25 protein-coding genes are annotated in these 24,567 nt (G+C 73.4%); 14 read left to right on the top strand and 11 right to left on the bottom strand.

All coding sequences use genetic code 11. The annotated features are described in order from the left end of the window. Positions 1–14 precede the first annotated feature (14 nt). The 3 genes from ACFVXJ_RS02845 (at position 15) to ACFVXJ_RS02855 (ending at position 2,703) form a co-directional block, all read left to right on the top strand. On the top strand, positions 15–1,259 hold the full coding sequence (locus ACFVXJ_RS02845) for a cytochrome P450 (RefSeq protein ID WP_389657521.1): 1,245 nt from the start codon (positions 15–17) through the stop codon (positions 1,257–1,259). Then, positions 1,256–1,792, top strand: coding sequence for a cupin domain-containing protein (locus ACFVXJ_RS02850; RefSeq protein WP_389657524.1), 537 nt, complete (start codon positions 1,256–1,258; stop codon positions 1,790–1,792). Before ACFVXJ_RS02845 ends, ACFVXJ_RS02850 begins: the two co-directional genes overlap by 4 nt. Positions 1,793–1,905: 113 nt before the next feature. Next, positions 1,906–2,703 carry a hypothetical protein gene (locus tag ACFVXJ_RS02855; RefSeq protein WP_389657527.1) on the top strand — a complete coding sequence of 266 codons (798 nt, stop codon included), beginning with the start codon at positions 1,906–1,908 and terminating at the stop codon, positions 2,701–2,703. On the opposite strand, the gene ACFVXJ_RS02860 is transcribed toward ACFVXJ_RS02855, so the two are convergent. After that, the gene (locus ACFVXJ_RS02860) at positions 2,683–4,212 is read right to left on the bottom strand and encodes a DHA2 family efflux MFS transporter permease subunit (RefSeq protein ID WP_389657530.1); all 1,530 of its coding nucleotides are present in this window, start codon (positions 4,210–4,212) and stop codon (positions 2,683–2,685) included. The genes ACFVXJ_RS02855 and ACFVXJ_RS02860 overlap by 21 nt on opposite strands. A 210-nt stretch (positions 4,213–4,422) precedes the next feature. Here ACFVXJ_RS02860 and ACFVXJ_RS02865 point away from each other — a divergent pair, with 210 nt between their 5' ends. Continuing rightward, positions 4,423–5,043 (top strand): L-threonylcarbamoyladenylate synthase, encoded by a 621-nt coding sequence (locus tag ACFVXJ_RS02865; protein ID WP_389657533.1) that lies wholly within the window; start codon positions 4,423–4,425, stop codon positions 5,041–5,043. Here ACFVXJ_RS02865 and ACFVXJ_RS02870 read toward each other — a convergent pair. Beyond that, positions 5,010–7,046: a galactose oxidase-like domain-containing protein gene (locus ACFVXJ_RS02870; protein WP_389657536.1), complete on the bottom strand. Its 2,037-nt coding sequence runs from the start codon at positions 7,044–7,046 to the stop codon at positions 5,010–5,012. The genes ACFVXJ_RS02865 and ACFVXJ_RS02870 overlap by 34 nt on opposite strands. A 179-nt stretch (positions 7,047–7,225) precedes the next feature. Continuing rightward, positions 7,226–8,104 carry a RimK family alpha-L-glutamate ligase gene (locus ACFVXJ_RS02875; protein WP_389657539.1) on the bottom strand — a complete coding sequence of 293 codons (879 nt, stop codon included), beginning with the start codon at positions 8,102–8,104 and terminating at the stop codon, positions 7,226–7,228. Between the two features lie 222 nt (positions 8,105–8,326). Between ACFVXJ_RS02875 and ACFVXJ_RS02880 the strand changes: the two genes are divergently transcribed. Further along, positions 8,327–9,889, top strand: coding sequence for an alpha/beta hydrolase (locus ACFVXJ_RS02880; protein ID WP_389657542.1), 1,563 nt, complete (start codon positions 8,327–8,329; stop codon positions 9,887–9,889). A 9-nt stretch (positions 9,890–9,898) separates the two neighbouring features. On the opposite strand, the gene ACFVXJ_RS02885 is transcribed toward ACFVXJ_RS02880, so the two are convergent. Both ACFVXJ_RS02885 and ACFVXJ_RS02890 read right to left on the bottom strand, forming a co-directional pair. Further along, entirely contained in the window at positions 9,899–11,092 is a 1,194-nt protein-coding gene (locus ACFVXJ_RS02885) for a cytochrome P450 (protein ID WP_389657545.1), read from the bottom strand. A gap of 71 nt (positions 11,093–11,163) precedes the next feature. Further along, complete coding sequence (locus ACFVXJ_RS02890) at positions 11,164–11,940, bottom strand: carbonic anhydrase (protein WP_389657548.1); 777 nt, start codon at positions 11,938–11,940, stop codon at positions 11,164–11,166. Between the two features lie 258 nt (positions 11,941–12,198). Between ACFVXJ_RS02890 and ACFVXJ_RS02895 the strand changes: the two genes are divergently transcribed. The 3 genes from ACFVXJ_RS02895 (at position 12,199) to ACFVXJ_RS02905 (ending at position 15,713) form a co-directional block, all read left to right on the top strand. Further along, positions 12,199–12,939 (top strand): SAM-dependent methyltransferase, encoded by a 741-nt coding sequence (locus ACFVXJ_RS02895; protein WP_389658589.1) that lies wholly within the window; start codon positions 12,199–12,201, stop codon positions 12,937–12,939. Between the two features lie 220 nt (positions 12,940–13,159). Beyond that, a complete protein-coding gene (locus ACFVXJ_RS02900; protein WP_389657551.1) occupies positions 13,160–14,593 on the top strand; it encodes a glycoside hydrolase family 16 protein in 1,434 nt (477 codons plus the stop codon). An 85-nt stretch (positions 14,594–14,678) separates the two neighbouring features. Next, positions 14,679–15,713 carry a LacI family DNA-binding transcriptional regulator gene (locus ACFVXJ_RS02905; RefSeq protein ID WP_389657554.1) on the top strand — a complete coding sequence of 345 codons (1,035 nt, stop codon included), beginning with the start codon at positions 14,679–14,681 and terminating at the stop codon, positions 15,711–15,713. 15 nt (positions 15,714–15,728) lie between these two features. Here ACFVXJ_RS02905 and ACFVXJ_RS02910 read toward each other — a convergent pair whose 3' ends face one another. Genes ACFVXJ_RS02910 through ACFVXJ_RS02920 form a run of 3 tightly spaced genes read right to left on the bottom strand, consistent with a single transcriptional unit; the run spans position 15,729 to position 18,540 of the window. Next, positions 15,729–16,634 carry a hypothetical protein gene (locus ACFVXJ_RS02910; RefSeq protein WP_389657557.1) on the bottom strand — a complete coding sequence of 302 codons (906 nt, stop codon included), beginning with the start codon at positions 16,632–16,634 and terminating at the stop codon, positions 15,729–15,731. Further along, positions 16,631–17,287 (bottom strand): response regulator, encoded by a 657-nt coding sequence (locus ACFVXJ_RS02915; protein ID WP_389657559.1) that lies wholly within the window; start codon positions 17,285–17,287, stop codon positions 16,631–16,633. Before ACFVXJ_RS02915 ends, ACFVXJ_RS02910 begins: the two co-directional genes overlap by 4 nt. Next, on the bottom strand, positions 17,275–18,540 hold the full coding sequence (locus tag ACFVXJ_RS02920) for a histidine kinase (protein ID WP_389657562.1): 1,266 nt from the start codon (positions 18,538–18,540) through the stop codon (positions 17,275–17,277). The genes ACFVXJ_RS02915 and ACFVXJ_RS02920 overlap by 13 nt, the downstream gene beginning before the upstream one ends. 175 nt (positions 18,541–18,715) lie before the next feature. Between ACFVXJ_RS02920 and ACFVXJ_RS02925 the strand changes: the two genes are divergently transcribed. Further along, on the top strand, positions 18,716–19,138 hold the full coding sequence (locus ACFVXJ_RS02925; RefSeq protein WP_389657565.1) for a hypothetical protein: 423 nt from the start codon (positions 18,716–18,718) through the stop codon (positions 19,136–19,138). A 63-nt stretch (positions 19,139–19,201) separates the two neighbouring features. Here ACFVXJ_RS02925 and ACFVXJ_RS02930 read toward each other — a convergent pair whose 3' ends face one another. Both ACFVXJ_RS02930 and ACFVXJ_RS02935 read right to left on the bottom strand, forming a co-directional pair. Continuing rightward, positions 19,202–19,588 (bottom strand): hypothetical protein, encoded by a 387-nt coding sequence (locus tag ACFVXJ_RS02930; protein WP_389657568.1) that lies wholly within the window; start codon positions 19,586–19,588, stop codon positions 19,202–19,204. A 186-nt stretch (positions 19,589–19,774) separates the two neighbouring features. Further along, the gene (locus ACFVXJ_RS02935; RefSeq protein WP_389657571.1) at positions 19,775–20,185 is read right to left on the bottom strand and encodes an organic hydroperoxide resistance protein; all 411 of its coding nucleotides are present in this window, start codon (positions 20,183–20,185) and stop codon (positions 19,775–19,777) included. A 142-nt stretch (positions 20,186–20,327) separates the two neighbouring features. Between ACFVXJ_RS02935 and ACFVXJ_RS02940 the strand changes: the two genes are divergently transcribed. Continuing rightward, a complete protein-coding gene (locus ACFVXJ_RS02940) occupies positions 20,328–20,807 on the top strand; it encodes a MarR family winged helix-turn-helix transcriptional regulator (protein ID WP_389657574.1) in 480 nt (159 codons plus the stop codon). Between the two features lie 52 nt (positions 20,808–20,859). On the opposite strand, the gene ACFVXJ_RS02945 is transcribed toward ACFVXJ_RS02940, so the two are convergent. Further along, a complete protein-coding gene (locus ACFVXJ_RS02945) occupies positions 20,860–21,312 on the bottom strand; it encodes a MarR family winged helix-turn-helix transcriptional regulator (protein WP_389657577.1) in 453 nt (150 codons plus the stop codon). Positions 21,313–21,448: 136 nt separating this feature from the next. Between ACFVXJ_RS02945 and ACFVXJ_RS02950 the strand changes: the two genes are divergently transcribed. The 4 genes from ACFVXJ_RS02950 to ACFVXJ_RS02965 all read left to right on the top strand — a co-directional run bounded on the left by ACFVXJ_RS02950 (position 21,449) and on the right by ACFVXJ_RS02965 (position 24,427). Further along, positions 21,449–22,954, top strand: coding sequence for an MFS transporter (locus ACFVXJ_RS02950; RefSeq protein ID WP_389657580.1), 1,506 nt, complete (start codon positions 21,449–21,451; stop codon positions 22,952–22,954). A 206-nt stretch (positions 22,955–23,160) separates the two neighbouring features. Then, the gene (locus ACFVXJ_RS02955) at positions 23,161–23,874 is read left to right on the top strand and encodes a DUF1524 domain-containing protein (protein ID WP_389657583.1); all 714 of its coding nucleotides are present in this window, start codon (positions 23,161–23,163) and stop codon (positions 23,872–23,874) included. Beyond that, positions 23,871–24,146 carry a hypothetical protein gene (locus ACFVXJ_RS02960; RefSeq protein WP_389658592.1) on the top strand — a complete coding sequence of 92 codons (276 nt, stop codon included), beginning with the start codon at positions 23,871–23,873 and terminating at the stop codon, positions 24,144–24,146. Before ACFVXJ_RS02955 ends, ACFVXJ_RS02960 begins: the two co-directional genes overlap by 4 nt. 89 nt (positions 24,147–24,235) lie before the next feature. Continuing rightward, positions 24,236–24,427: a DUF5302 domain-containing protein gene (locus ACFVXJ_RS02965; protein ID WP_361311931.1), complete on the top strand. Its 192-nt coding sequence runs from the start codon at positions 24,236–24,238 to the stop codon at positions 24,425–24,427. Positions 24,428–24,567 lie beyond the last annotated feature (140 nt).

Here is a 24,567-nt window from a genome sequence, read left to right on the forward strand (position 1 = left end):
GAGGAATCCGAACCATGCTGAAGGACGGCCCCGACGCCTCAAGGCCACCCGTCACGCACTGGCCCGCCCTGGACCTGGCCGGGGTCGACTTCGACCCCGTCCTCACCGAGCTGATGCGCGCGGGGCCGATCACCCGGATCAAACTGCCCAACGGAAGCGGGTGGGCCTGGCTGGTGTGCCGCTACGACGACGTGCGGATGGTCGCCAACGACCCCCGGTTCAGCCGCAAGCTCGTCATGGAGCACGACGTCACCCGTCTGGCCCCCCACTTCATCCCGGCCCCCGGCGCGGTCGGCTTCGAGGACCCGCCCGACCACACGCGACTGCGCCGCACCGTCGCCGCCGCGTTCACCACCAGCGGCGTGGAGCGCCTGCGGGCCAAGGCGCAGCGGACGTTGGACGGACTCGTCGACGCGGTGCTGCGCGACGGGCCGCCCGCGGACCTCACGCGGCGGCTGCTCGCGCCGTTCCCGCTCGCGGTCGTCTGCGACCTCATGGGGATTCCGGAGGAGGACCGGCCCGAGGTCCACGAGTGGACCGCCATGATCCTGTCCTCCGCGCACGGCGTGGAGCGCAGCGAACAGGCGAAGACGCGGATGTGCGACTACCTCGGCGAGCGGCTGCGGGCCGTGCGCGGGGCCGCGCCCGCCGGCGCCGGCGCCGGCGGTGAGGGCGGCGACGTCATCGGCCTGCTCGCCGGGGCGGTCGAGGCCGGGGAGGTCACCGAGGAGGAGGCCGTCGGTGTGGCCCTGCTCCTGCAGATCGGCGGCGAGGCCGTCACCAACAACGTCGGCAACATGATGTTCATCCTCCTCACCCGGCCGGAGCTGATGGAGAAGCTGCGGGCCGCGCCGGACCTGCGGCCCACGGCCCTCAACGAACTCCTGCGTTACATCCCCCACCGCAACTCGGTCGGGCTCTCCCGGATCGCCCTGGAGGACGTCGAGGTCGCCGGGCAGGTCATCCGGGCGGGCGAGGCGGTGTACGTCTCCTACCTCGCCGCGAACCGGGACCCGGAGGTCTTCCCCGACCCCGACGAGATCCGGCTCGACCGCACGCCCAACGCGCACGTCTCCTTCGGCTACGGGCCGCACTTCTGCCCCGGGAACATGCTGGCCCGCCTGGAGTCCGAACTGCTCGTGAACGCGCTGCTGGACCGTTTCCCCGACCCGCGGTTCGCGGTGCCGGTGGAGGAACTGTGCTGGCGGCCGGGGGCGCTCATCCGCGGGCCCGAGGCGCTGCCGGTGACCTGGTCATGACGGCGCACGTGGCCCGGGACGGGCTGCTGGTGCCGCCGGGGCACGGTCGCACCCTGCACACCGCCGCCCAGCAGGTCACCTTCAAGGTCACCGGCGAGGACTCCCGGGTCGCCTCCAGCTTCGAGGTCGTCGTACCGCCCGGATTCGACGTCGGGGCGCACCTCCACACGCGGAGCGAAGAACTGTTCTACGTCCTGGAGGGTGAACTCGACGTGATGGCGTTCGAGCCTCGCGTCCGTTCCGGCGACGACTGGCGACGCTGGGAGTCGCTCGACGGCCGCCAGGTCGTCCGGGCGACCCCGGGGACGGTCATCGTCGTACCGCCCGGCTGTCCGCACGCCTTCGCCAACCCCACGGGGGAACCGGCCCGGATGTTCTTCCAGGCGTCTCCCCCGCCCGACCACGAACGGTACTTCGAGGAGCTCCTCGAACTGCTCGACGGCAACGCCGCACCGGACGCCTCGGCGATCCGGGAGCTGCGGGCCCGCTACGACATCGAGCAGCTGACACCACTGCGCCACAGCCTGTCCTGACCGACGGGCCGGGCGACCGACGGGCCCGCGGATCCACGGGTCGGCCGGCCGGCCGACCACGGCCGGGGCACCGCTCCACCCTTTCCAACCCATCACCACGCTCGGGAGACTCCATGCTGCGCACTCGCCGCACGCTTCGCACCGCGACGTATGCCCTGGCCGCCACGGTGGCCACCACCGCCTCGCTCGCCGCGGGGCCGGCCACGGCCGCCGAACCCCTGCCGTCCCACTGGTGCTACGTCAACGGCAAGGAGGCCCGGCCGGGACCGATCGTGGAGGGCACGAACGGCCCCGACACGATCGTGTGCGAGAACGACGTCGAGAACGCCATCATCGACGGCAAGGGCGGCAACGACAACATCCGGGTGAAGGGCATGCTCATCGACGCCCAGGTGCTCGGCGGCGAGGGCGACGACACGCTCCAGGTCAACAACCTCTTCCCGCGCAACGGCAATTCGACGGTGCGCGGCGGCCTGGGCAACGACACGATCATCACCGCCCTCGTCGTCGGCACGGCGGCGCACGGGGCCGCCGTCTACGGCGACCACGGTGACGACAAGATCACCACCGGCAGCGTGCTGGGAACCCCCGGCGAGTACGAGCGCGGCGGCGGCCAGGTCTTCGGCAACGACGGCAACGACGTGATCCACACGGGCAACGTCGACCTCGGCGGCCGGGTCCTCGGCGGCGCCAACGACGACATCATCGAGAGCAAGTCGGTGGGCTCGGAGTCCGCCGGCATCATCCTGGGCGGTCCCGGCGACGACCAGGTCCGCGGCCAGAACGACACCGTCCTGACCATCGGCCCCGGCTACGGGCAGGTCGACGGCGGCATCGGCACCAACCACTGCAAGGTGAAGCACTTCTCGACCGGCGACCGCATCCGCAGCTCAGTCGCGAACTGCCTCTGATGCCGCGTGCTCGGCGGGGCGGCCGTGGCGCCGCCCCACCGTAAGCCCCTCGGGCAGCATGAACCACGTCAGGACGGCTCCGACGGCGAAGATCGCCGCCGAAGCCGTGAACGCGGCGTGACAGCCCTCCACAGCAGCCCGGGCCGCGGTGTGCGGCCCGGGCTGCCGGTGCGTCGCCAGGTAACCGGCGGTCGCGCCGGCCGCGAAGGTGCTCATCAGGGCCGTGCCGACCGAACCACCGACCTGACGCATCGAGTTGACCACGGCGGAGCCGGCGCCGGCCTCGCCGGGCGCGATCCCGGCCGTGGCGAGGTTCATGGCCGCCGCCGTCAACAGCCCCACTCCGAGGCCGGCGACGATCTGCGCCGGCAACACCTCGATCAGGTAGGACCCGTCGACCGAGAGCCGGGTCAGCCATGCCATCCCGCACGCCGCGAGCAGCATCCCCCCGGCGACGCGGGTGCGGCCGCCCACCTTGCGCAGCCGGGCGCTCCCACTGCCCATCGCACTGAGCATGATCGCCCCGGACATCGGCAGGAAGGCCAGACCGGTCCTGGCCGGCCCGTAGCCCCGGGTGTGCTGGAGGTAGAACGTCAGGAACAGGAACACCCCGAACGTGGCGACACCGGCGATGAACATGGCCAGCAGGGCCGCGCCCCGGACCCGGTCGAGCACGATCCGCAGGGGCAGCAGCGGATGGGGGGAGCGACCCTGCCACGCGGCGAACGCGGCGATCAGCAGGACGCCGGCGCAGAGCAGGCCCCCGCCGCGCGGCGCCGTCCAGCCGTGGGAGCCCGCCCCGGCGAGCCCGTAGACGACGCAGAACAGGCCCGTCGAGGCCAGGGCGGTACCGGGCAGGTCCAGCCGGGTCCGGGCGACGGCGGGATGTGGCGGGAGCAGCAGGAGCGCCCCGATCACGGCGGCGACGGCGAAGAGCACGTTCACGTACAGGGTGGAGCGCCAACTGAGGTGCTCGGTGAGCACACCGCCCAGCAGCAGTCCCACCGCCCCTCCGGAGGAGGCCAGCGCCCCGTACACACCGAAGGCCCTGCCCCGGTCCGCGGGGGTGGTGAACGTCGTGGTGAGCAGGGACAGGGCCGCGGGCGCCAGCAGGGCCGCGAACGCGCCCTGACAGGCGCGCGCGCCGACCAGCAGACCGAAGGTGGCGGCCGAGCCGCCCACCGCGGAGGACAGCGCGAAACCGGCCTGGCCGATGACGAAGGCGCGCCGGCGCCCGAAGAGGTCGGCGAGTCTGCCGCCGAGCAGCAGCAGACTGCCGAAGGCCATGGCGTACGCGGTCACCACCCACTGTCGCCGACCGTCGGAGAACCCCAGGTCGAGCTGGGCGGAGGGCAGGGCGATGTTCACGATGGTGGCGTCCAGGACGACCATGATCTGGGCAAGGCCGATCACCGCGAGGATCCACCAGCGGCGTGCGTCGGGCGGCGCTGCGGCGCCCGGAACGTCGGCGGTGGTGCTGGTCCCGGGACCGGTGGGTTCAGTCGACAAGGTGGCACTCCGTGGATTGCACTCGTACTGACGGACGGGATGTCTGCTTCGACAGTGGGCGAACGGCGCCCCCGGGCCCGCCCCCTCCCCCGCGCGCCACGCCACGATGCCGTCCGGACGGACCAGCGCGACCGCCCGGCGGGCCCCGGCCGGGGGCGGGCGCGCGGGCGCGTGCATCGGCGGGGCGGGACGATCCCGTAGGCTCGGCGGATGGCGAAGTACTTCGATGTGCACCCCGAGAACCCCCAGCAGCGCACGATCGGCAACGTGGCCGACAGCATCCGCTCCGGCGCGCTCGTCGCGTATCCGACCGATTCCCTGTACGCGCTGGGCTGCCAGTTGGGCAACCGTGACGGTCTCGACCGGATCCGCTCCATCCGCCACCTCGACGACCGGCACCACTTCACCCTCGTCTGCCAGAACTTCGCGCAGCTCGGCCAGTTCGTACAGATCGACAACGACGTGTTCCGCGCGATCAAGGCGGCCACGCCGGGCAGCTACACCTTCATCCTGCCCGCCACCAAGGAAGTGCCCCGCCAACTGCTGCACCCGAAGAAGAAGACGGTCGGGGTCCGCATCCCGGACCACACGCTGGTCCAGGCCCTGCTCGCGGAGATCGGTGAACCGCTGCTGTCCAGCAGCCTGCTCCTGCCCGACGAGCCCGAGCCGCTGACACAGGGTTGGGAGATCAAGGAGCGGCTCGACCACGTGGTGGACATCGTGGTCGACTCGGGCGAGTGCGGGACCAAGCCGACGACCGTCATCGACTTCTCGGGCGGCGGAGCCGAGATCGTCCGCTACGGCGCGGGCGACACGTCCCGCTTCGAGTAGGCCGCCCCCGCCCCGGCGGCGGCCCGGGTCGCGGTGCCTGGGCGGCGGCCCGGCCTCGGGCCCAGTTTGATCCAGCGCGCCGTGCTCGGGACGCCCTTGGAGTCGAGCAGGAACAGCATGTAGTACCCGGGCGGGGCGTCGGCCGCCGTGGGCGGGGTGCGCAGGGTGAGGGTGTCGCCGGCGGTCGCGGTCCGGCGCAGCTCCAGGTGTCGCTGGCTGGTGTTCACGGCGTGGGTGACCGTCGTGGGGGCCAGCAGGACGGCGCGTGTCACGTCCCCGGGGGTGGAGGTGCGGACGGTGAACTCCGCGTCGTAGGCCAGTTCGCCGCGCGGTGCCCGGTCGAGGGCGGGGCGGGGACCTCGGTGCAGGTAGGGCGGCTCGTAGAGCTCGACGCTGCCGTCCATCCCGTCCCCGATGTCGGGGTCGTTGGCGATCTGCTGGAGTTCGTCGCCGGTGATCATCACCCGTCCGTCGGGCAGCACGAGGGCGTTGGAGTGGTAGCCGCGCGGCAGCCGCTGCGCCGGTCCCAGGCTCCAGTGGCCGTGGGCGTCGCGCAGTTCGATCCGCCGGTACTTGAGGTCGGCCTTCGGGTTGAACGGCCCGTACCCGTAGTTCCTGGTGTCGAGTGCCCCGTTGACGGTCAGGAGGGTGCCGTCCGGCAGGATCAGGGTGTCGTCCTGGGTGCGGCCGAACGCCCGGGGGGTGTCGGTCTTCCAGGCCCCGCCGGACAGCCGGTAGGTCGACGGGTCGTGCGGGTCGCCGCCCAGCACCAGGACGGAGTCCGGCCCGCGCAGGCCCGCGGGCAGCGCGACGGCCGAGCCGTAGCCGCGGAAGTCGGCCGGCCGCCGGGGCAGATCCCCGCGGGTCTCCTTCACCGGGTCGAACACCCACTGCTGGTCGGCGTCGCGGCCCAGACCGTAGATCATGCCGTCCCGGAGCGAGAACAGGTGCGGGTAGTCGTTGCGGAACGGGGCGTCCGCCGCGAACCGCTCGGCGGGGACGCCCGCCGCGATGTCGTACGGGCGCCAGGGCACGCGGTGGCCGCGCGCCGGGAAGCGCTCGACCACCGGGGTCGGGTGCCCGGTGCCGCGTTCGTCCTGGCCGGACATGATCAGCTGTCGGCCGTCGGCGCCGGTGACCACGGAGGGGTACCAGCGGCCCACCGCCAGGTCGCGATTGCGGTACCAGGTCTCGGTCCACGGGTCGAAGACGAAGGAGAGCCTGGCCCCCGTACCGCCCTTGCCGCCGCCGTTGCCGCCGAAGACGCCGACCATGCCGTTGGGCAGGTAGGAGTGGCCCGCGCAGAAGAAGGGGGCGGGGCGCGGGACGAACGTGCCGTCCGGCATCAGCACCGTGGGCGGGGGCACCTTCTTGAACGCCGAGCGGCCGGTGCCCTTGGCGGGGTCCCAGAGGTAGGCCCGGCCCGCGTTGGTGCGGCCGATCCGGTCGGTGGGGCCGGTCTCCTTGGTCGGGTTGACCTCCACCCGTTCGAAGGAGAAGAGCAGCACCTTGCCGGTGGGTAGCTGGGCCACGTGCACGCCGAAGTCGGGCGAGGGGAAGTAGTCGGTGAAGCGGCCGAAGAGCGGTGCGGCGAAACCGGCGTTGAGCCGCTGCTGAGAGGCGCGCAGCGAGGCCAGGCCGGCGGTGCGCCACGACTGGGGGTACTCGCGCAGGGCGTCGACGGCCCGCCTGCGGCCGGCGTGGGCGCGGGCGTGGTCCTCGCCGAGGACGGCGGCCTCGCCGGGCAGGGCGGGTTCACCGAGGGGGTCGGTGCCGGCGCCGTGGTGGGTTCCTTCGTGGTGGCGGGTGTCGTCGTGGTGGTGGCTGTCGTCGTGGGCGGGCGCCGAGGCGAGGGCGGGGGCCGAGGCGAGGGCGGGCGCGGTGGTGGCGAGGACGCCGGTGGCCACCAGGGCCGTCGCGAACAGGCGCAGGGACGCGGCGGGCCGCCCGCGCGGGGTGGTCCGACCGGCGGACCGACCGGCGGAGACGGGGTATGGGGACATGGGACTCCTCGCGGTGACCACCGACAAAGCGCCCATGGTAGGAGAATTGGCGCACATGTCCGCGTGTGACCGGGCCGATGACCGGCCCGGTTCCCCGAACGGCCCGGTTACCCGAACGGCCCGCGCCCGCCGGGGGCCCCGTCGACCCGCCGGGCCGGGGTGGCCCCGCGGTGACCCGGTCAGCCCGCCGTGACCCGCTCGCGGACGACGTCGGCGAAGCGGGCCGAACCGGACCGGCTGTGGGCCGTGAACAGGTTGGGCTCCACCAGTTCCAGCTCCATCACCACCGGCGTCCCGTCGTCCGACGGGGCCAGATCCACCCGCGCGTACAGGAGGGGCTCCCGCCCCGGGACGGCCGCCAGCGCGGCCCGGGCGAGGGCGAGCTCGGCGGCCGACGGCCGATGCGACACCAGGTCGGGGTGGGCGACGCGGTCGTTGTCGATGACGCCGCTCTCGCCCAGGACCGGCCCCTTGCGCAGCGCGTGGCTGAAGGCGCCCCCGAGGAAGACCAGCGCCCGCTCCCCCTCGTCGATCCGGGTCAGGTACGGCTGCACCATGGCGGTCGAACCGGCGCGGTGCAGCGCGGCGACGTGCCGCGCCGCGAGGTCGTGCTGGGCGGGGGTGTAGCGGGCGCTGTCCCGGGCCCCCGCCGACACGGACGGCTTGACGACGAAGTCGCCGTGCTCGGGCAGGAAGGTTTCCTCACCGGGGGCGACGAACCGCGTCGGAACGACCGCGACCCTCTGTGCGGCGAGGTCGCCCAGGTAGCGCTTGTCGGTGTTCCAGCGAACCACGCTCGCCGGGTTGTCGATCCGGGTGACGGCGGCGACCGCGTCGACCCACTCCAGGAACCGCGGCCACCGCTCGACGTAGTCCCAGGTCGACCTGATGACCACGGCGGCGCACCGGGCCCAGTCGAATCCGGTGTCGTCCCAGGCCACCGCCACGGCGTCGATCCCCCGCTCACCGAGCGCCCGCAGCATCAACGGCAGATCGGGGTCGTAGGCCATCCCAGGGCCGGAGGTGGCCAGGGCGACTCGGGGCAGCGTCGTGGTCATGGCACGACTCTAGGGGGTGGCGCGGCCTCGGTCATGGTGTCGGTCACGGTCCGTCAGGTCCTCCCCACCGCCGCCCCGCCGCGGTGCCCGCCTCCGGTCCCGGCCCGCCCGGCACGGTGGTCCTGCCACCACCTTCGGTCCGGGTGCCTGCGGGATCGAAGACGGCGGCCCCCTCGGGCGACGATCGACGCGTCCGGAAGGTTCGAGGGGGAAGAGGAAGAGATGCGCTTGTTCAGGAAGCCCGTGCGATGGGCGGCGACCGCGTTGTGCGGGGCGCTGGCGGCCGCGGTCCTGCCGGCCGGCGCCGCGGGCGCCGCGCCGGCGGGGGCCGCCCCGCCCGTGCCGGACCGGTACCGCCACCAGCGGCTGGAGTGGCACCCCTGCGCCGACGGCCCGCTGGAGTGCGCCACGATGACCGTACCCCGGGACTGGTACCACCCGGGCTCCGGGCCGGACCTGCACGTGGCGGTGGACCGGCTCCCCGCGGCGGATCCGGCCAAGCGCCGGGGCGTGCTGATGGTGGCGGCGGGCGGCCCCGGGGCGTCGGGGCTGGGCCGGTCGGCGCGATTGGCCTCGTACAGCCCGCGGTTGGCGGAGGCGTACGACATCGTCGGCTTCGACCAGCGCGGGGTCGGCGCGAGCACCCGTGTCGTCTGCTCGGACCAGGGCACGGTCGACGCGCTGTTCGGCAGCGGCGACCTGCGCGACCATTCCCCCGAGGCGGACCGCCGGACCGTCGAACGGGCGCGGGGCTTCGTGGACGACTGCCGGCGCCGCTCGGGCGACCTGCTGCCGTACATCACCACCGATCAGGCGGCGCACGACATGGACCTGTACCGGGACCTCCTGGGCGCCGGGAAGATCTCCTACTACGGTCCTTCCTACGCGACGTTCCTGGGGGCCTACTACGCCACCGAGTTCCCGCGCCGCGTGGAGCGGGTGGTGCTCGACAGCAACGTCGACTTCACCGGGACCTGGCAGTCGTTCATGACCGGTCAACCGATGAGCTTCCAGCGCAGGTTCGAGGAGGACTTCCTGCCCTGGCTGGCCGCCCACGACTCCACCTACCACCAGGGCGCCACCCCCGCCGAGGCCCGGGCCGGATTCGAGCGGCTGCGGGCCGCCCTGAGCGCGCACCCGTCGACCATCGAGGGGACGGTCGTCACGGCCAACCACCTCGACGCGGCGACGACGAACTCGATCTACAACGCGGGGGACGGATTCGAGGGCCTCGCGACGCTCCTGGGGGTCCTCGCCCACCCCGACGAGGCTCCGACGGACGTACGCCGGGCCGTGGCCGCGCGGCTCGCCCACCCCTTGGGCGCCGATTTCGCCGCCGACTTCTTCTCGGTCACCTGCGGGGACACCCCGTGGACGCGGGACGCCCGGTACTGGCGGGAGCACAGCGCCCGGGCCACGGACGCCCACCCGCTCGCCGGGGCGCGCGAGCTGACCTTCGCCGCGGTCTGCGCCGACTGGCCGGTCACCCGGACGCCGCGGGTCAAGGTCACCGGCGAGGGTCTGCCACCCGTGCTCATGCTGAACTCGACGAACGACCCGGCGACGTACTACGAGTCGGCGGTGCGCGCGCACCGCGGACTGGCCGGCTCGCGACTGATCACCGTGGACGGCGGTGACCACGGCCAGTTCCAGAACCACAACCCGTGCGTCGACGCCCATGTCGAGGCTTACCTCCTCGACGGCGTCCTGCCCGCCGAGGACGCCCGGTGCGCCGGTGGCGCGCTGCCTGATCCGCAGCCGGCGAGCAGGCAGGCGGGGCACTGACGGCGGGTGCTACCAGCGGACGGGCAGCCGGCTGACGCCCCTCATCAGGCTGCCCGCCAGCCAGGCCGGGGGGCCGCCGGCCGGGTCCTCGGCCAGGTCCGGGAAGCGCTCCAGCAGGCTCCGGATCGCGATGCGGCCCTCCATCCGGGCCAGCGGGGCGCCCAGGCAGAAGTGCAGGCCGTGGCCGAAGGCGAGGTGGCCCTGGGGGGCGCGGTGGATGTCGAAGGTGTCGGGTTCCCCGAACCGGGCGGGATCGCGGTCGGCAGCGGCCAGCGAGACGAGGACGTTCGCCCCGGCCGGGATGACGACACCGCCGATCGCCACGTCCTCACCCGCGTAGCGGTAGGTGGCGTTCTGCACGGGACCGTCGTAGCGGAGCATCTCCTCGACCGCGCCGGGCAGGAGACCGTCGAAGTCGGCTCTCAGTTCAACGAGTTGAGCCGGGTGGGCGAACAGGGCCCGTACGCCGTTGGAGATGAGGTTGACCGTCGTCTCGTGTCCGGCGACGAGCAGCAGGAAGGCCATCCCGATCAGCTCCTCCTCGGACAGGGAGTCGCCGTCCTCGTCACGGGTGCGGATCAGGGCGCTGAGCAGGTCCTCGCCGGGCGTCTTGGCCTTGACCTCGACGAGTTCGGCGAGGAAGGCGCTGAGCTGCTCGTGCGCGGCGCCGGGCACGCTGTTCTCGCCGGGGGCCACCACCTCGTTGGACCACTGGCGGAAGCGCTCGCGGTCCAGGTCGGGCACGCCCAGCAGTTCGCAGATCACGGTCATGGGCAGCGGGAACGCGAGTGACTTGATCAGGTCGGCGCGGCGCTCCGGCCGGGCCGCCATGTCGTCCAGCAGGCGGTCGGTGATCTCCTGGACCCGTGGCCGCATCGCTTCCATGCGGCGTGCGGTGAACTCCCGTGCGACCAGGCGGCGCAGCCGGGTGTGGTGCGGCGGGTCGGATTCCAGCATGTTCGCGTTGGCGGCCGTCACCGCGACGTCCGGGAACAGGTCGGTCTTCCGCCAGTCCTTGAGCAGCGCGGGGTGGTTGAGGGCCTGGCGCGCCTCGTCGTGTCCCACGACCAGCCAACTCGGCTCCTTCAAGCGGTCGTTCATCACGACCTGGTGGACCGGGCCCCTTTCGCGCAGCATGGCGTAGAAACTGTACGGATCGGCGTGGAAGTTCTCGGCGCCGGAACTGATGTCTACTACAGGCATTACTCCACAGTACGGCGGCCACGCCCGCCTGGACGCGCTGTTTCCGGCCAGGCGCGGCCACCGGCACGGGGTCAGGCCAGTACGCTCACCCGCTGGTCGACGAGTCGGTATCGGGCGGCGGCCACGGCGAGTTCGCCCGTCGCGATCCGGCGGGCGATGTCCGGGTCGGCGGACAGCAGGTCGCGGGTGCGCCGGGCGTGGGCGTCGATGGTGGCGTCGACGCGGGCGTCGCCGTGCTGCGCGTGGTCGATCGAGGGTCGTATCTGGTCGGCCAGGTACTGGATGTGCGCCGGCAGCGGCTCGCCGGTCTCCTCGGCGTGGACGGCGGCCCCGACCGCCCCGCAGGACTGGTGGCCCAGGACCAGGACCAGGGGGATGGCCAGTTCCAGCACGCCGTAGGCGACGCTGCCGCGCACGGCCTCGTCAAGCACCTCGCCCGCCGACCGTACGGTGAGCAGGTCGCCGAGCCCCTGGTCGAAGACGAGTTCCGGGGGGACGCGCGAGTCGACGCAGCCCAGCACGATCGCGAACGGGTGCTGCGCCCGGGTGAGCCGCACGCGCAGGGAAGCGGACTCGTGCGGGTGTTCCTGACGGTACGTCCGCCAGCGCCGGTTGCCGGCCGCGAGTTCGCGCAGGGCCTGGTCCGGGGTGTTCGGGCGCCGTCCCGCCGGGGGTCCGGCGGGCGTGGCGGAGGCCGGGAAGACGGAGCCGAGGCCGAGCACCGAGCCGGTGACGGCCGTTCCCGCGACGGCGGTGCGCAGCACGGTCCGGCGGCTGGGCGCACGCGGCGCCGGCCCGGAGGCGTGCGCGGACGCACGCTCGAACGAGGGGACTTTGTTCGAATTCATCGGCGGACGGTATCCGGTCGGGACGGCGTACGCCCCGCCCGCGGGAGGCGATTGGCGCGATCGTTCCCGGGACTCGGCTCGATCCCGTGCGACGTCTCAGCTCGTGGACGGGGCGCGCCGAGGATGCCGACCGGGCGCGGCATCCGGTGGGGCATCGGGCCGGGCACCGCCAACGGCACCGCCGGGCAGCCGCCGCGCAGTCGCCGGGCCCGCGAAAACCAGGTGCGCTCCGGCTTCGCCCGCCGGCAGGCTGCGCCGGTGGACCGTGAACAGATATCCCGAATCGCCCATGCCGACCACCCGATCAAGGCTCCGCTCGACGACGGGTCGGTGCGCCGACTCCTGGAACACGGTGTCTTCCGCGCCGACGCCCGCGTGCTCGACCTCGGCTGCGGCACCGCGGAGTGGCTGCTGCGCGCCCTCGAAACGCATCCCCGCCTGCACGCCGAAGGCGTCGACATCTCCGAGGACGCCTTGGCGCAGGCCGGCCGGGCCGCGAGCCGCCTCGGCGTTCGCGAACGCCTCGTCCTCCACCACCGGTCGGCCGCGGATTTCGCCCCGGCCGAGCCGTTCGACCTCGTACTCAGCGTCGGGGCCACGCACGCGTTCGGCGGCCTGCTGCCCACCCTCGCCGCGGCGCGCCGGCTCCTGGCTCCCGGTGGCCGCGTCCTGATCGGGGAAGGGTTCTGGGACCGCGAACCCTCGCGTGCGGCCGTCGAGATGCTCGGGGAGTTCACCGACCTGGCGACCACCGTGGACCGCGTCGTCGCCGACGGGTGGACGCCCGTCGACGGGCACGTCAGCACGCGCCGCGAGTTGGACGACTACGAATGGTCCTGCTGGGGATCGCTCGCGTCATGGGCCCTTGACCGGCCCGCCGATCCCGACGCCGCCGAGGCCCTCGAAACGGCCTCCGCCCGGCGCTCCGAATGGCTGCACGTCTACCGGGACACCTTCGGCTTCGTCTCCCTGGTCCTGCGCCGGACGTCCGACCGGTAGCGGGCCGGCCCCCGGTCCGTGACTGCCCCGCGCCGCTCCCTTCAACCAATGAACTCCCTTACCGGCTCGGGGCTTTCACGGTTCCATCTCTTGACGGTCCTCGTGCCGCGGAGCACAGTGGCGGGCGGTCGCCGTTCTGAGAGCGCTCTCAGAACGGTGGCCGCAACCCGCACCTCCCCCCACCGCGCCCCCAGGGCGCACGCAGAGAGGGCCCCCACCCATGCGTGAGACATCCGGCAGAAGGCGCCGTCCCCCCACCCGCCGTTCCGTCACGGCCGCCCTGGGCACGCTGGCCGTGGCGGTGGCGGCCGCCGCGGCCGTGGCCGTCACCCCGCCCGCCAACGCCGCCGCTCCCCCGGCCCCGGCCGGCTGGTCCCGGGTGTTCCTGGACGACTTCGACGGCGCCGCCGGCTCCGGCGTGAACACCGCCGACTGGCAGTACACGACCGGCCGCGGCTACCCCGGCGGCCCCACCGGCTTCGGTACCGGCGAGATCGAGACGATGACGGCGGACCCGTCGAACGTCTCGCTCGACGGCGCCGGGAACCTTCGGATAACCCCCCGTCGGGACGCGGCCGGCAACTGGACCTCGGCCCGGGTGGAGAGCAAGCGCTCCGACTTCCGGCCCCCGGCCGGTGGCACCCTGCGGACCGAGGCCCGCATCCAGCTGCCGAACGTGACCGGCGCCGCGGCGAAGGGCTACTGGCCGGCGTTCTGGATGCTCGGGGCCCCGTACCGGGGCAACTGGTGGAACTGGCCGGGCATCGGCGAGTTGGACATCATGGAGAACGTCCAGGGGCTCAACAACGAGTGGGCCACCATGCACTGCGGGACCAGCCCGGGCGGCCCGTGCAACGAGACCTCGGGGATCGGCGGCCAGCGCGCCTGCACCGGCTCGACCTGTCAGGGCGGCTTCCACACCTACGCGGTGGAATGGGACCGGTCCACGGCCGTGGAGGAGATGCGCTTCTACCTCGACGGCGTCAACTTCCACACGGTGAAGGCGAACCAGGTCGACGCCACGACCTGGTCGAACGCCACCGACCACGGCTACTTCATCATCCTGAACGTGGCCATGGGCGGCGGTTTCCCCGACGCCTTCGGCGGCGGCCCCGACGCCGGCACCGAGCCCGGCCACCCGATGGTGGTCGACTACGTGTCCGTACTCCAGAAGACCGGCGGCTCCACCACTCCCCCCACCACCCCGCCCACGACCCCGCCTACGACGCCGCCCGCCGGGGGACGGAACGCCTACGCCGCCATCCAGGCCGAGTCGTACGACGACCAGGCCGGCACGGCCGAGGAAACCACGTCCGACACCGGCGGCGGTCAGGACCTCGCCTCGCTCGCCAACGGCGACTGGGCCGTGTACAAGGGCGTCGACTTCGGCACCACCGCGGCCCGGCAGTTCTACGGGCGGGTCGCGAGCGGTGCGGCCGGCGGGGTCAGCGGGCTCGTGGAAGTCCGCCTCGACAGCCGGACGAGCCCACCGGTCGGCAGCTTCTCCGTCGCCGGGACCGGTGGTTGGCAGAGCTGGCGTACGGTACCGGCCAACATCAGCGCCGTCACCGGCACCCACGACGTCTACCTGACCTTCACCAGCGGCCAACCGGCCGACTTCGTGAACGTCAACTGGTTCGACTTCGGCCACTGAGCGGGCCGTACCGCCGGGGACCCCCGGCGGTACGGGTTAACCTGCTGCGCGGCAAGGCAACGCCCGGCCCGCGTGAGGAGCGCCCGTGCCCGAACAGCTTCGTGTCCCCGGGGACCGCCCCACCCTGGAGGCCGTGGCCGCGCTGGCCGGGGTGTCCCGGGCCACGGTCTCCCGGGTCGTCAACGGCGGCGACGGGGTGCGCGCGCACCTGGTGGACAAGGTCCGCGAGGCCGTGCGCGAGCTCGGCTACGTACCGAACCACGCGGCCCGCACCCTGGTGACCCGGCGCACCGGGGCGGTGGCCGTGATCATCCCCGAGCCGGAGATACGGATCTTCTCCGACCCGTTCTTCTCCCGCCAGATTCGCGGTATCAGCCGCGAACTCACCGCGCAGGACACGCAGTTGGTGCTGCTCATGGTCGAGGACCGGGGGGACTACGAACGGATCGAGCGATACCTGGCGGGGGGCCACGTCGACGGGGCGCTCGCCTTCTCCCTGCACACCGACGATCCGCTGCCCGAGATCACCCGCCGGATCGGCATGCCCACGGTGTACGGCGGTCGGCCGGGCTGGACGGCCGGCCCCGGCGACCCCGGCGACCCCTACGTCGACGCCGACAACCGGGGCGGCGCGCGGGAGGCGGTGCGCCACCTGCTCGCCCGGGGCCGGCGGAGCGTGGCCCACATCGCGGGCCCGCTCGACCAGACCTCCGCGACGGACCGGCTCGACGGCTACCGGGACGTGGTGGTCGGCGGCGATCCCGCGCTGGTCGCGGTGGGTGACTTCACGCCGGCGGGCGGGGCCCGCGCGATGCGGGAGCTGCTGGAGCGCCGACCGGCCCTCGACGCGGTGTTCGCCGCGAACGACCTGATGGCGACGGGCGCCCTCGCGGTGCTCCGCGAGCGGGGCTTCGACGTGCCGGGGGACGTGGCGGTCGTCGGCTTCGACGACACCGAGCGGGTGGCGGAGGCGGCGGATCCGCCGTTGACCACGGTCCGCCAGGACGTCGAGGGGATGGGCCGTCTGATGGCACGGCTGCTGCTCGGCACGCTGGGCTCTCCGCGACCGCCGCAGCCGGTGATCACGCCGACCGTACTGGTGCGGCGGGCCTCGGCCTGAGGCCGGTGGAGCCGGTCAGTCCGGGGCGGTGCTGCCCGTGCGGGCCTCGGCCCGGCCCGACTCCGCCGAGACGGTCAGGGTGTGCGGGGAAGACGGGTCCCGCAGGGCCGGTGCGACCTCGCAGACGCCCGAGCCCGCGCGGGCGTCGACGCGCAGGCGGGTGGCCGGGGGGAAGGCGAGGTCGAGCCGGCCGGAGCCGACCCGGGCGGTGACCTCCTCGGGCGGGGCCAGGAAGACGGCCTGCGCGCGGCCCGAGTCGGCCGCGATGTCGGCCCGGGCGGAGGTCAGGCCGGTGGCGGTCAGGGCGCCGGAGCCGGTCCGGGCGCGCAGGGCGCCGCGCAGGCCGAGGAGGTTCAGGGTGCCGGAGGCCACGGAGGCGTCGACGGGGCCCGCCATGCCGCTGATGTCGACCCGCCCCGAACCGGCGGACACCCGTACGGGAATGCCGGCCGGGGCGGTCACCGCGAGCCGGACGTCGCAGCCGGCGCCGGCGCCCGAGGCGGCGGACCCGCCCGACCCGCCGGCGCCGGGTCCCGGATCGCCGAGGTCGCCCGGATCGCCGGGGCAGCGCACGGTCAGCCGCAGGGTGTCGCCGAGCCGGCTCTGCTCGACGGCGGGCGGCTTGCCGGACCAGCCGAGTTCCGCCCGGTACGCGACGGCCTCGTCGGCGCGCGGGGTGAGGGTGATGTCCGCGCCGCGGCCGACGATCTCCAGCGCCCGCACGGGCGATCCCCCGCTGTCGCCGACCACGACCCGGCCCTGTCGGACGGTGTGCGTCCACGCCGTCCGGCCTGCCGGTACGAGGACCAGCAGCGCACCGGCGAGTGCCGCGAGGAGCCAGGCGCGGCGGTGCCACGCGCGATGGCGCCCCGGCCGACTCGGGGCCGCGGCCGGGGACGCGGGCGCGTCGAGCGGGGTCATGCCGCGCCGTCGAGGAAGCGCAGGACGGCGAGGACGCGGCGGTGGGCGCCGTCGGCCGGAGGCAGGTCCAGCTTGGCGAAGATGTTGTTGATGTGTTTGGCCACCGCGCTCTCGCCGACGACGAGTCCGGCCGCGATGGCCGCGTTGGAGCGGCCCTCCGCCATCAGGGCCAGGACCTCGCGTTCGCGCGGGGTCAGCCGCTCCAGCGGGTCCGGTCCGCCGCGCCGGCGCAGCAGGAGCTGCGCGACGACCTGGGGGTCGAGGGCGGTGCCGCCGGCCGCGACCCGGCGCAGGGCATCGATGAACTCCTCCACGTCCGCGACCCGTTGCTTGAGGAGGTAGCCGATGCCCGCGGTGTTCTCGCCCGACAGCAGGTCGGCGGCGTAGCGCTCTTCGACGTACTGGGAGAGCAACAGGACGGCGGTCCCCGGGCTCTGCCGGCGGATCATCAGTGCGGCGCGTACTCCCTCGTCGGTGAAGCCGGGAGGCATGCGGACGTCGAGCAGCGCGAGATCGGGCCGGTGTTCCTCCACCGCGGCGAGCACGGCCTCGGCGTCACCGGCTTCGGCGACCACCTCGAATCCCGCCATTTCGAGGACTTTGACCAGTCCTATCCGCAGCAGGACGGAATCCTCGGCGATCACGGCGCGCACGGCAGCTCCACGGTGATGACGGTCGGGCCCCCGCGAGGGCTGTCGATCTTGATCGTTCCGTCGACCGACCCTACCCGCTTGCGCAGACCGGTCAGTCCGGTGCCGGCGGACGGGTCCGCCCCGCCCACACCGTCGTCGGTGACGGTGATGCGCAGCAGCCCGGTGTGGTCGTCGGGGGCCTGCCGGACGCGGACGGCGCAGCGGTCGGCGCGGGCGTGTTTGGCGACGTTGGCGAGGGCCTCGGAGACCACGAAGTACGCGACGGCCTCCACGGTCGGGCCGGGTCGTTCGGCGATGTCCACGGACAGGTCGACGGGGAGGGGCGCGCGGGCGGCGATGCCGGAGAGCGCCGCGTCGAGTCCGCGGTCCTCCAGGACGGCCGGGTGCAAGCCCCGTACGAGGTTGTTCAGTTCCTCGATCGCCTCTTTCGCCTCGCGGTGGGCCTCGTCGATGACGGCCTTGGCCTCGGGCGGCAGGTCCGGGAGGGTGGCGCGGGCGATCCCGAGGTTCATGGCGAGCGAGACCAGGCGCTGTTGGGCCCCGTCGTGCAGGTCCCGTTCGATGCGGCGGCGTTCGAGGTCGGCGGCGTCGAGCACACCGGCCCGGCTCTCGGCGAGGTCTTCCACGCGGCGCAGCAGCGCGCTCGCCCGGTTGGGTCCGAGGAGGGCTCCCGCCGCGAAGGAATCGAGGCGGGCGACGAGGGCCGCCGCCCAGGGCGCGGCGAGCAGGGCCAGGCCGCCCGCGACGGTGATCACGTCGTATGACCCGGTCCAGCCGAAGGTGCCCCCGGGTCCCGGTCCGGGCAGCAGGAAGGACCATCCGTAGACGGTGGCGCAGACGGCGCCGGCTGCCCAGGTGAGGACGAGGGCGGCGCCCGCCGCCGCCGCGACGGGGCTGACGAGGAGGTGGTAACCGTACTGTCGCCAGGTCGCTTCCGAGCCCAGCCGCTCGCCCATGCCGCGCGGTGTCCACCACCGGTGTTCGCGCACCACCGCCGGGACGTCGATGTCGAGCAGCGCCCGGAAGCGGCTGCGCTGGAGCGGCGTGAGCAGCGGGCACAGGATCAGCGCGGCGACCAGCGGTAGCGGGCTGTGCCCGGGGCTCGCCGCGAGGACGCCGATGCCGGCGGGGACGGGCAGCGCGGGCGGTATGGCGGCCGCGGCGAAGGACGTGTTGCGCCATGCCCGCGCCGACCAGGGGGCGTGCGCGGCGACCCGGGTGTACGCACGCCCGAGCGCGCCGCGAAGTGCCATGGCCCATACGGTAATCGCACCGGTCCGAGGCGTACGACCACGCAGGCACCCGCGCGGGGGTGTAGCCCGCACCACCCCGGGTTCGGACCGTGGGGTTACTGATCTTCGCCGCGTGGGCGACGAGGGTTGGGTGTGCCCCGCGGACGGACCGTCGGGCCGGAAGGAGACCCTGGCCATGGCCCTCACCGTCCCGTACTTCCCCGCCGCCCCCAGCACGGCCTCCGGACGGACCGGCGACCGGACGGCCGTGGTGTTCGCCGGGGCGGGGGTGGCGCTGCTGCCGTGGATGATCGTGCCGGCGAAGACCCTGCCCGGGAGCGCCGGGGTGTCCCATTGGGCCACCGCCTGGATCGGTCTGGACGCGATGCTGTCGGCCGGACTCATGGGGGCCGGACTGCTGTTGCGGCGACGGGACCCCCGCGCCGCTCCGGTGGCGGCGGCGACGGCCGCGCTGCTGGCGGTGGACGCCTGGTTCGACGTCACGACCTCGCTCGGGACCGGCGGCCAGGGGTTGGCGCTGCTGTTGGCGGCGGGTGCGGAACTGCCGCTCGCGGTGGCCTGCGCCGTGGTCGCGGCCCGGGGCGCGGCGCCCCGGTAGGCACGTGCCGCCCCGGCGCGCCGTCGGACAGAGGTACGCCGTCGGTCAGAGGTGCGCCGTCGGTCAGACGAGGCCCAGTCCGCGGGGCGGGACGAAGAGGTGCGCGGCCCGGTGTTCGGCGGCCACCTGGGCGGCCGCGAGAGCGAACTCCGAGCCGTCGGCGTGCGCGAGTCTGCGTTCGTGGTCGCCACAGCGCTCGCATTCGGGTGCCCACTCGGGCAGCAGGCTCTCGTGGCTGACGGCCAGATGGCGGGCGAGCCGGATCCGCGAGCCGGGTCCGCTGTCCGCGGGGTCCGGGTCGATCCCCCGCTGCCCCGTCAGCCACATCTCCTCGGTGACCCGCTCGATGCGCTTCATGGACCGGTAGAGGCGAAAACAGTCGGTGCAGTCGAACATCCAGGCCGGCGGCAACGGCCACACGTCCCGGGGGTCGAGTTCATCGGCGCTCATGCCGCCACGGTAGTGGTGGGGCGCTGCCGCGTGCAGCCGATCCGGCACACTTCCCCCTGCCCTCAATCAGGCTGTATGTCATGGGAGTTGACCGGCGCCGCAGACGCCTCCGGCGCCCCCGTGGACGGGGGCGCCGGAGGGGCCGTCGCGGCGGGTGCGGTGCCGCGAGGGTCGCGCGGGGATCTGCTACTCGATGACGAGCTGCACGGGGATGTTGCCGCGGGTCGCCTTGGAGTACGGGCAGACCTCGTGCGCCTGCTTGACCAGCAGGGCGCCGGTCTCGCCGGCGAGGGATTCGGGGAGCTCGATGCGCAGGGTGACGGCCAGCCCGAAACCGGAGCCGTCCTGCCCGATGGAGGTCTCGGCGGTGACGGAGACGTCACCGGTATCGACCTTGGCCTGACGGCCGACGAGGCCGAGCGCGCTGGCGAAGCAGGCGGCGTAGCCGGCCGCGAAGAGCTGCTCGGGATTGGTTCCCTGCCCGTTGCCGCCGAGCGCCGGCGGCATGGCCAACGCGAGGTCGATCTGGCCGTCGGAGCTGACGGCGCGGCCCTCACGGCCGTTGGCGGTGGCGACAGCGGTGTACAGCGCGTCCATCGGAGTTCCTCTCGGGAGGTGGCAAGGCGGTTCGAGGTGAACCTCTGCGGCCGGTGAACCGACCGCCTCCACCAATAGACCACACAATTCAGTTGTGCACAACTCAATGGCCCGCAAGTAGTCACCCGGTACACTGGCCCACATGACCAAGCAGCCCACCGCCGCCCTCCGCGACCAGGACTTCCTGCGCCTGGACGGGCAGATCTGCTTCGCGCTCAACGCCGCGAGCCGCGCCTTCGGCGGCCTCTACCGGGTGGTCCTCAAGGACCTCGGCCTCACCTACCCCCAGTACCTGGTGATGCTGGTGCTGTGGGAGCACGGCTCGACGCCCGTCAAGCAGCTGGGGCAGCACCTGCGGCTCGACTCGGGCACGCTGTCGCCGCTGCTCAAGCGGCTCGAAGGGGCCGGCCTGGTGCGGCGCGAACGCAGCACGGAGGACGAGCGCTCGGTCCACGCCGTACTGACCGAGGAAGGCGCGGCGCTGCGCGCCCGCGCCGTGGAGGTGCCCCGCCGTATCGCGGTGGCGACGGGATTCGAGCTGGAGGAGATCCGCGACCTCCAGGCACGTCTGAACCGTCTCACGGCGACCCTGGACGCCGCCGCCCTCGACGAGGAGCCCTAAACCCCTTCGGGCCCGCCGGGCCCACCCCGTCCGACCGGTCCGACCGGTTCGCTCAGGCGTCCTTCTCCATGGCGGGCCGCAGCCGCTCCAGGAGGGCGTAGAGCGTCGCGCCCTCTTCCTCGTCGAGGGCGTCGAGCGCGCCGTGCGTCGCCTGCATCTCCTCGCGCACCCGCCTGATGATGTCCCGGCCCTCGTCCGTGGCGACCACGTGCTTCACGCGCCGGTCGACCGGGGACGGCTGGCGCCGCACCAGCTCGCGCGCCTCCAGCCGGTCGACGATGCCCGTGACGTTGGACGCGTCGCACACCAACAGGGTGGCCAGACCCCGCATCGGCACCGGCCCTTCGAGCTGGGCGAGGACCCTGGCCTGGGTGGAGGTGAGGCCGTACCGGGCGGCGGCCGCCGCGAAATCACGCCACTGGGCGGTGCCGATGGCGGCGAGCAGCTCCAGCAGCTGGAGCTTGGTGGGGCGAGGGGGGACGACCGGTCCGGTGGTGGCACTCATACGGGCGAGCGTACGCAAGAAGGTTGCCATTATCAATTGTTTACTTGACCTCCTTAACTATTGGCGTCTACCTTCATCCATGTACTTGATGAGATAAAACATCTGCGTCTGAAGCGTTAAGAAGGTCCTGCCAGCCATGAGCACCGCCGCATCCGCCCCCTCCGCCGCCAGACCCGGGAACGAGACGGTCATCGTCTTCGCCCTGAGCCTCGCCGCCATGGTCGTGTCGATGATGCAGACCCTGCCCGTCCCGATCCTGGGCCTGATCCGCAACGACCTCGGCACCTCGACCGCCAACGTCAGCTGGGTGACCACCGCCACCCTGCTCTCCGCCGCCGTCTTCACGCCCCTGCTCGGCCGCTTCGGCGACCAGCACGGCAAGAAGCCGACCCTGGTGGCCGTACTCGCCGTCATGGTCGCGGGTTCCGTCGTCGCCGCCCTCGCGACCTCGCTGCCGCTGCTCATCCTGGGCCGGGTCCTCCAGGGCGCGGCCACCGCGATCTTCCCGCTGGCCCTCTCGGTCCTGCGCGAAGAGGTCCGGCCGCAGAAGCTGCCGGGTGCCATGGCGCTGGTCAGCGGCACGCTCGCGTTCGGCAGCGGCTTGGCGCTGGTCGCCACCGGCCTGCTGACCTCCGGTGACGGCGCCGACTACCGCAACGCCTTCTGGATGGCGACCGGCTTCGCCGCCCTCGCCCTCCTGGCGGTCCTGTTCCTGGTTCCGGCCACCCGGCACAAGACCGGCGGCCGCACCGACTTCCTCGGCGCGCTGACTCTGGGCATCGCCCTGCTGCTGCTCCTGCTGCCCATCTCCCAGGGCCACGAGTGGGGCTGGTCCTCCGCCCGTACCCTCGGCAGCTTCGCCGGCGCCGCCGTGATGACCGCCGTGTGGGTCCTGGTCGAGCGCAAGGTGCGCGAGCCCCTGGTCGACATGCGGATGTTCGTCCACCGCCCGGTCCTGATGGCCAACCTCGCCGGCATCCTCGTCGGGTTCGGCATGTTCGCGAACTTCCTCGGCGTCTCCTACCTCGTGCAGATGCCGAAGGCGCTGACCGGGTACGGATTCGACGCGTCGATCCTGCGCGCCTCCGTCCAATTCCTGTTGCCCGGTGCGATCGTCTCGCTGCTCGCGTCGCCCGTCGGCGGCCAGTTGGTCCGCCACCGCGGCCCGCGCGTCGCGCTCGCCCTGGCCGCCGGGCTCGGCGCCGTCGGCTTCGGCTGGCTGGCCCTCGACCACGGCCACACCTTCTCGGTGATCGGCGCCGGTGTCGTCGTCGGCGCGGCCGTCAGCTTCGGCTACGCCGCCATGCCCGCCGTCATCATGTCGAGCGTCCCGCACCACCAGAGCGGCATCGCGAACGGCATCAACTCGATCTCCCGCTCGACCGGCAGCGCGATCGGCAGCGCCATCGTCACCACGATCCTGGCCTCCAAGACGATCGGGCACCTTCCGCCCGGCGTCCCCGCCCTGCCCGCCGAATCCGGTTTCACCCTCACGTTCGGCATCGGCGCGGCGGCCTTCGCCCTGGTCGCCCTGATCAGCTGGATCGGACTGCGCAACGGGCACGGCCCCCGCGTGTCGGAGCCCGTGGCCTCCGGCGAGACCCCGGCCCTGAAGGTGGTGGAGACGGCCGACGCCGTCTGATCCCCCGCCCGCGCACCGAACCGCCCCCGGTCCTCCTGCCCGGGGGCGGTCCGCGTCCGGCCGCGGCGATTGGGCCCGAGCCGACGCGCGTGATCCGGGTGAGGTCCCGTCACACCGCGGTTCGCGAGGGCGCCGGGCCGGTGGGACGGGCTCGGCTGGGTAGGCTTCCCCGGGACAGCGCGCGGAGTTCGGGGCGGGGTGGGTTCATGGGTCGTCAGGCGGGGCCGCGGGGCGTGGCGGTGGCCGTGGTGCTGCTGTTCGCACTCGCCGGGTGCGGCGGGAGCGCCGGGAGCGCGGACGGCAAGCGGGACGGGGCGGGCGGCGGCCCCCCGGCCGGCGGCGCCGCGAAACCCGTCACCGGCGACGTACTGCCCGGCCTGGTGGGCGCGGCGGAGGCGCGGAGCCGACTGGCGGCCCTGGTGGTCGCCAAACCGGGCACGATGGCCGGCTACAGCCGGGACAAGTTCACGCACTGGGCCGAGCAGGGCGACAAGTGCGACACCCGCGAGGTCGTCCTCAGGCGCGACGGCAAGAACGTCACCCAGGACGCACAGTGCCGGGCGGTGTCCGGCACCTGGAAAAGCCTGTACGACGGCGCGGACATCACCGACGCCGCGAAACTGGACATCGACCACATGGTCCCGCTCGCCGAGGGCTGGCGTTCCGGCGCGGCCGGCTGGGACGCCGCCAAGCGCAAGGCGTTCGCCAACGACCTGACGCGCCCCCAACTGCTGGCCGTCTCGGCGGCCTCCAACCGTTCGAAGGGCGACCAGAGCCCCGACCTGTGGCAGCCGCCGGACAAGTCGAGCTGGTGCCAGTACGGACGCGCCTGGACCACCGTCAAGTCCTACTACAAGCTGACCGTCACCCCACCGGAGAAGGCCATGCTCACCACGATGATCGACACGTGCGCCTCATGAGCGCGCCCCGGCGGTGGGAGGACCACGTCCTCGCCGGACCCGGCGGCGCCATGACCGACGAGGTCGGCGTGATCACCGGCGACCTCACGCTGCGCACCGTCGCGGGAGCGGACGGCAAGATCCGCTTCGAGATCCAGTACCTCGACGCCGACGAGTGGTACACCCTCACCGGCAGTCCGGTCGCCCACGGGGACCCCCACGCGCTCCACCTGGCGGCCCTGCGGGCCGTGCGCGCGGGCGGCGGCGCCGGGGCTCCGCACCCCCACAGCTGACCGGTCCGCCGCCCCGCGCGGGGAACGCGCTGGTCAGCGCGGCTGTGGGCTGACAGACTGAGGTGGCTTCATCACTAGCAGGAGGACCTATGGCCGACGAGACCGACACCCCGCAGGACGAATCCCCCGCCGAGGAGGCCAAGCGCAAGTTCCGCGAGGCCCTGGAGCGCAACGCGGCGAACGCGCACGCCCAGCAGTCCCACCAGAGCCGGGCGAAGGTGCAGGGCTCCAGCAGCGGCCCCGGCGGCAAGAACAAGAAGGTGCGCCGCAAGACCGGCTGACGCGTTCCGCCGGGCGGTCCGGACCCCGCGCGGGGTGCGCCGCCCAGCGGACGCCATCGCGTGGTTCCCGGATCGTTGGGCCGCATGGGTGACGGGTGATAACCCCCGGGCGGATCGGTAGTTGATCTGGACGTACCCGC

The organism is Streptomyces sp. NPDC058279 (assembly GCF_042881255.1).
Classification (GTDB): Bacteria; Actinomycetota; Actinomycetes; order Streptomycetales; family Streptomycetaceae; genus Streptomyces.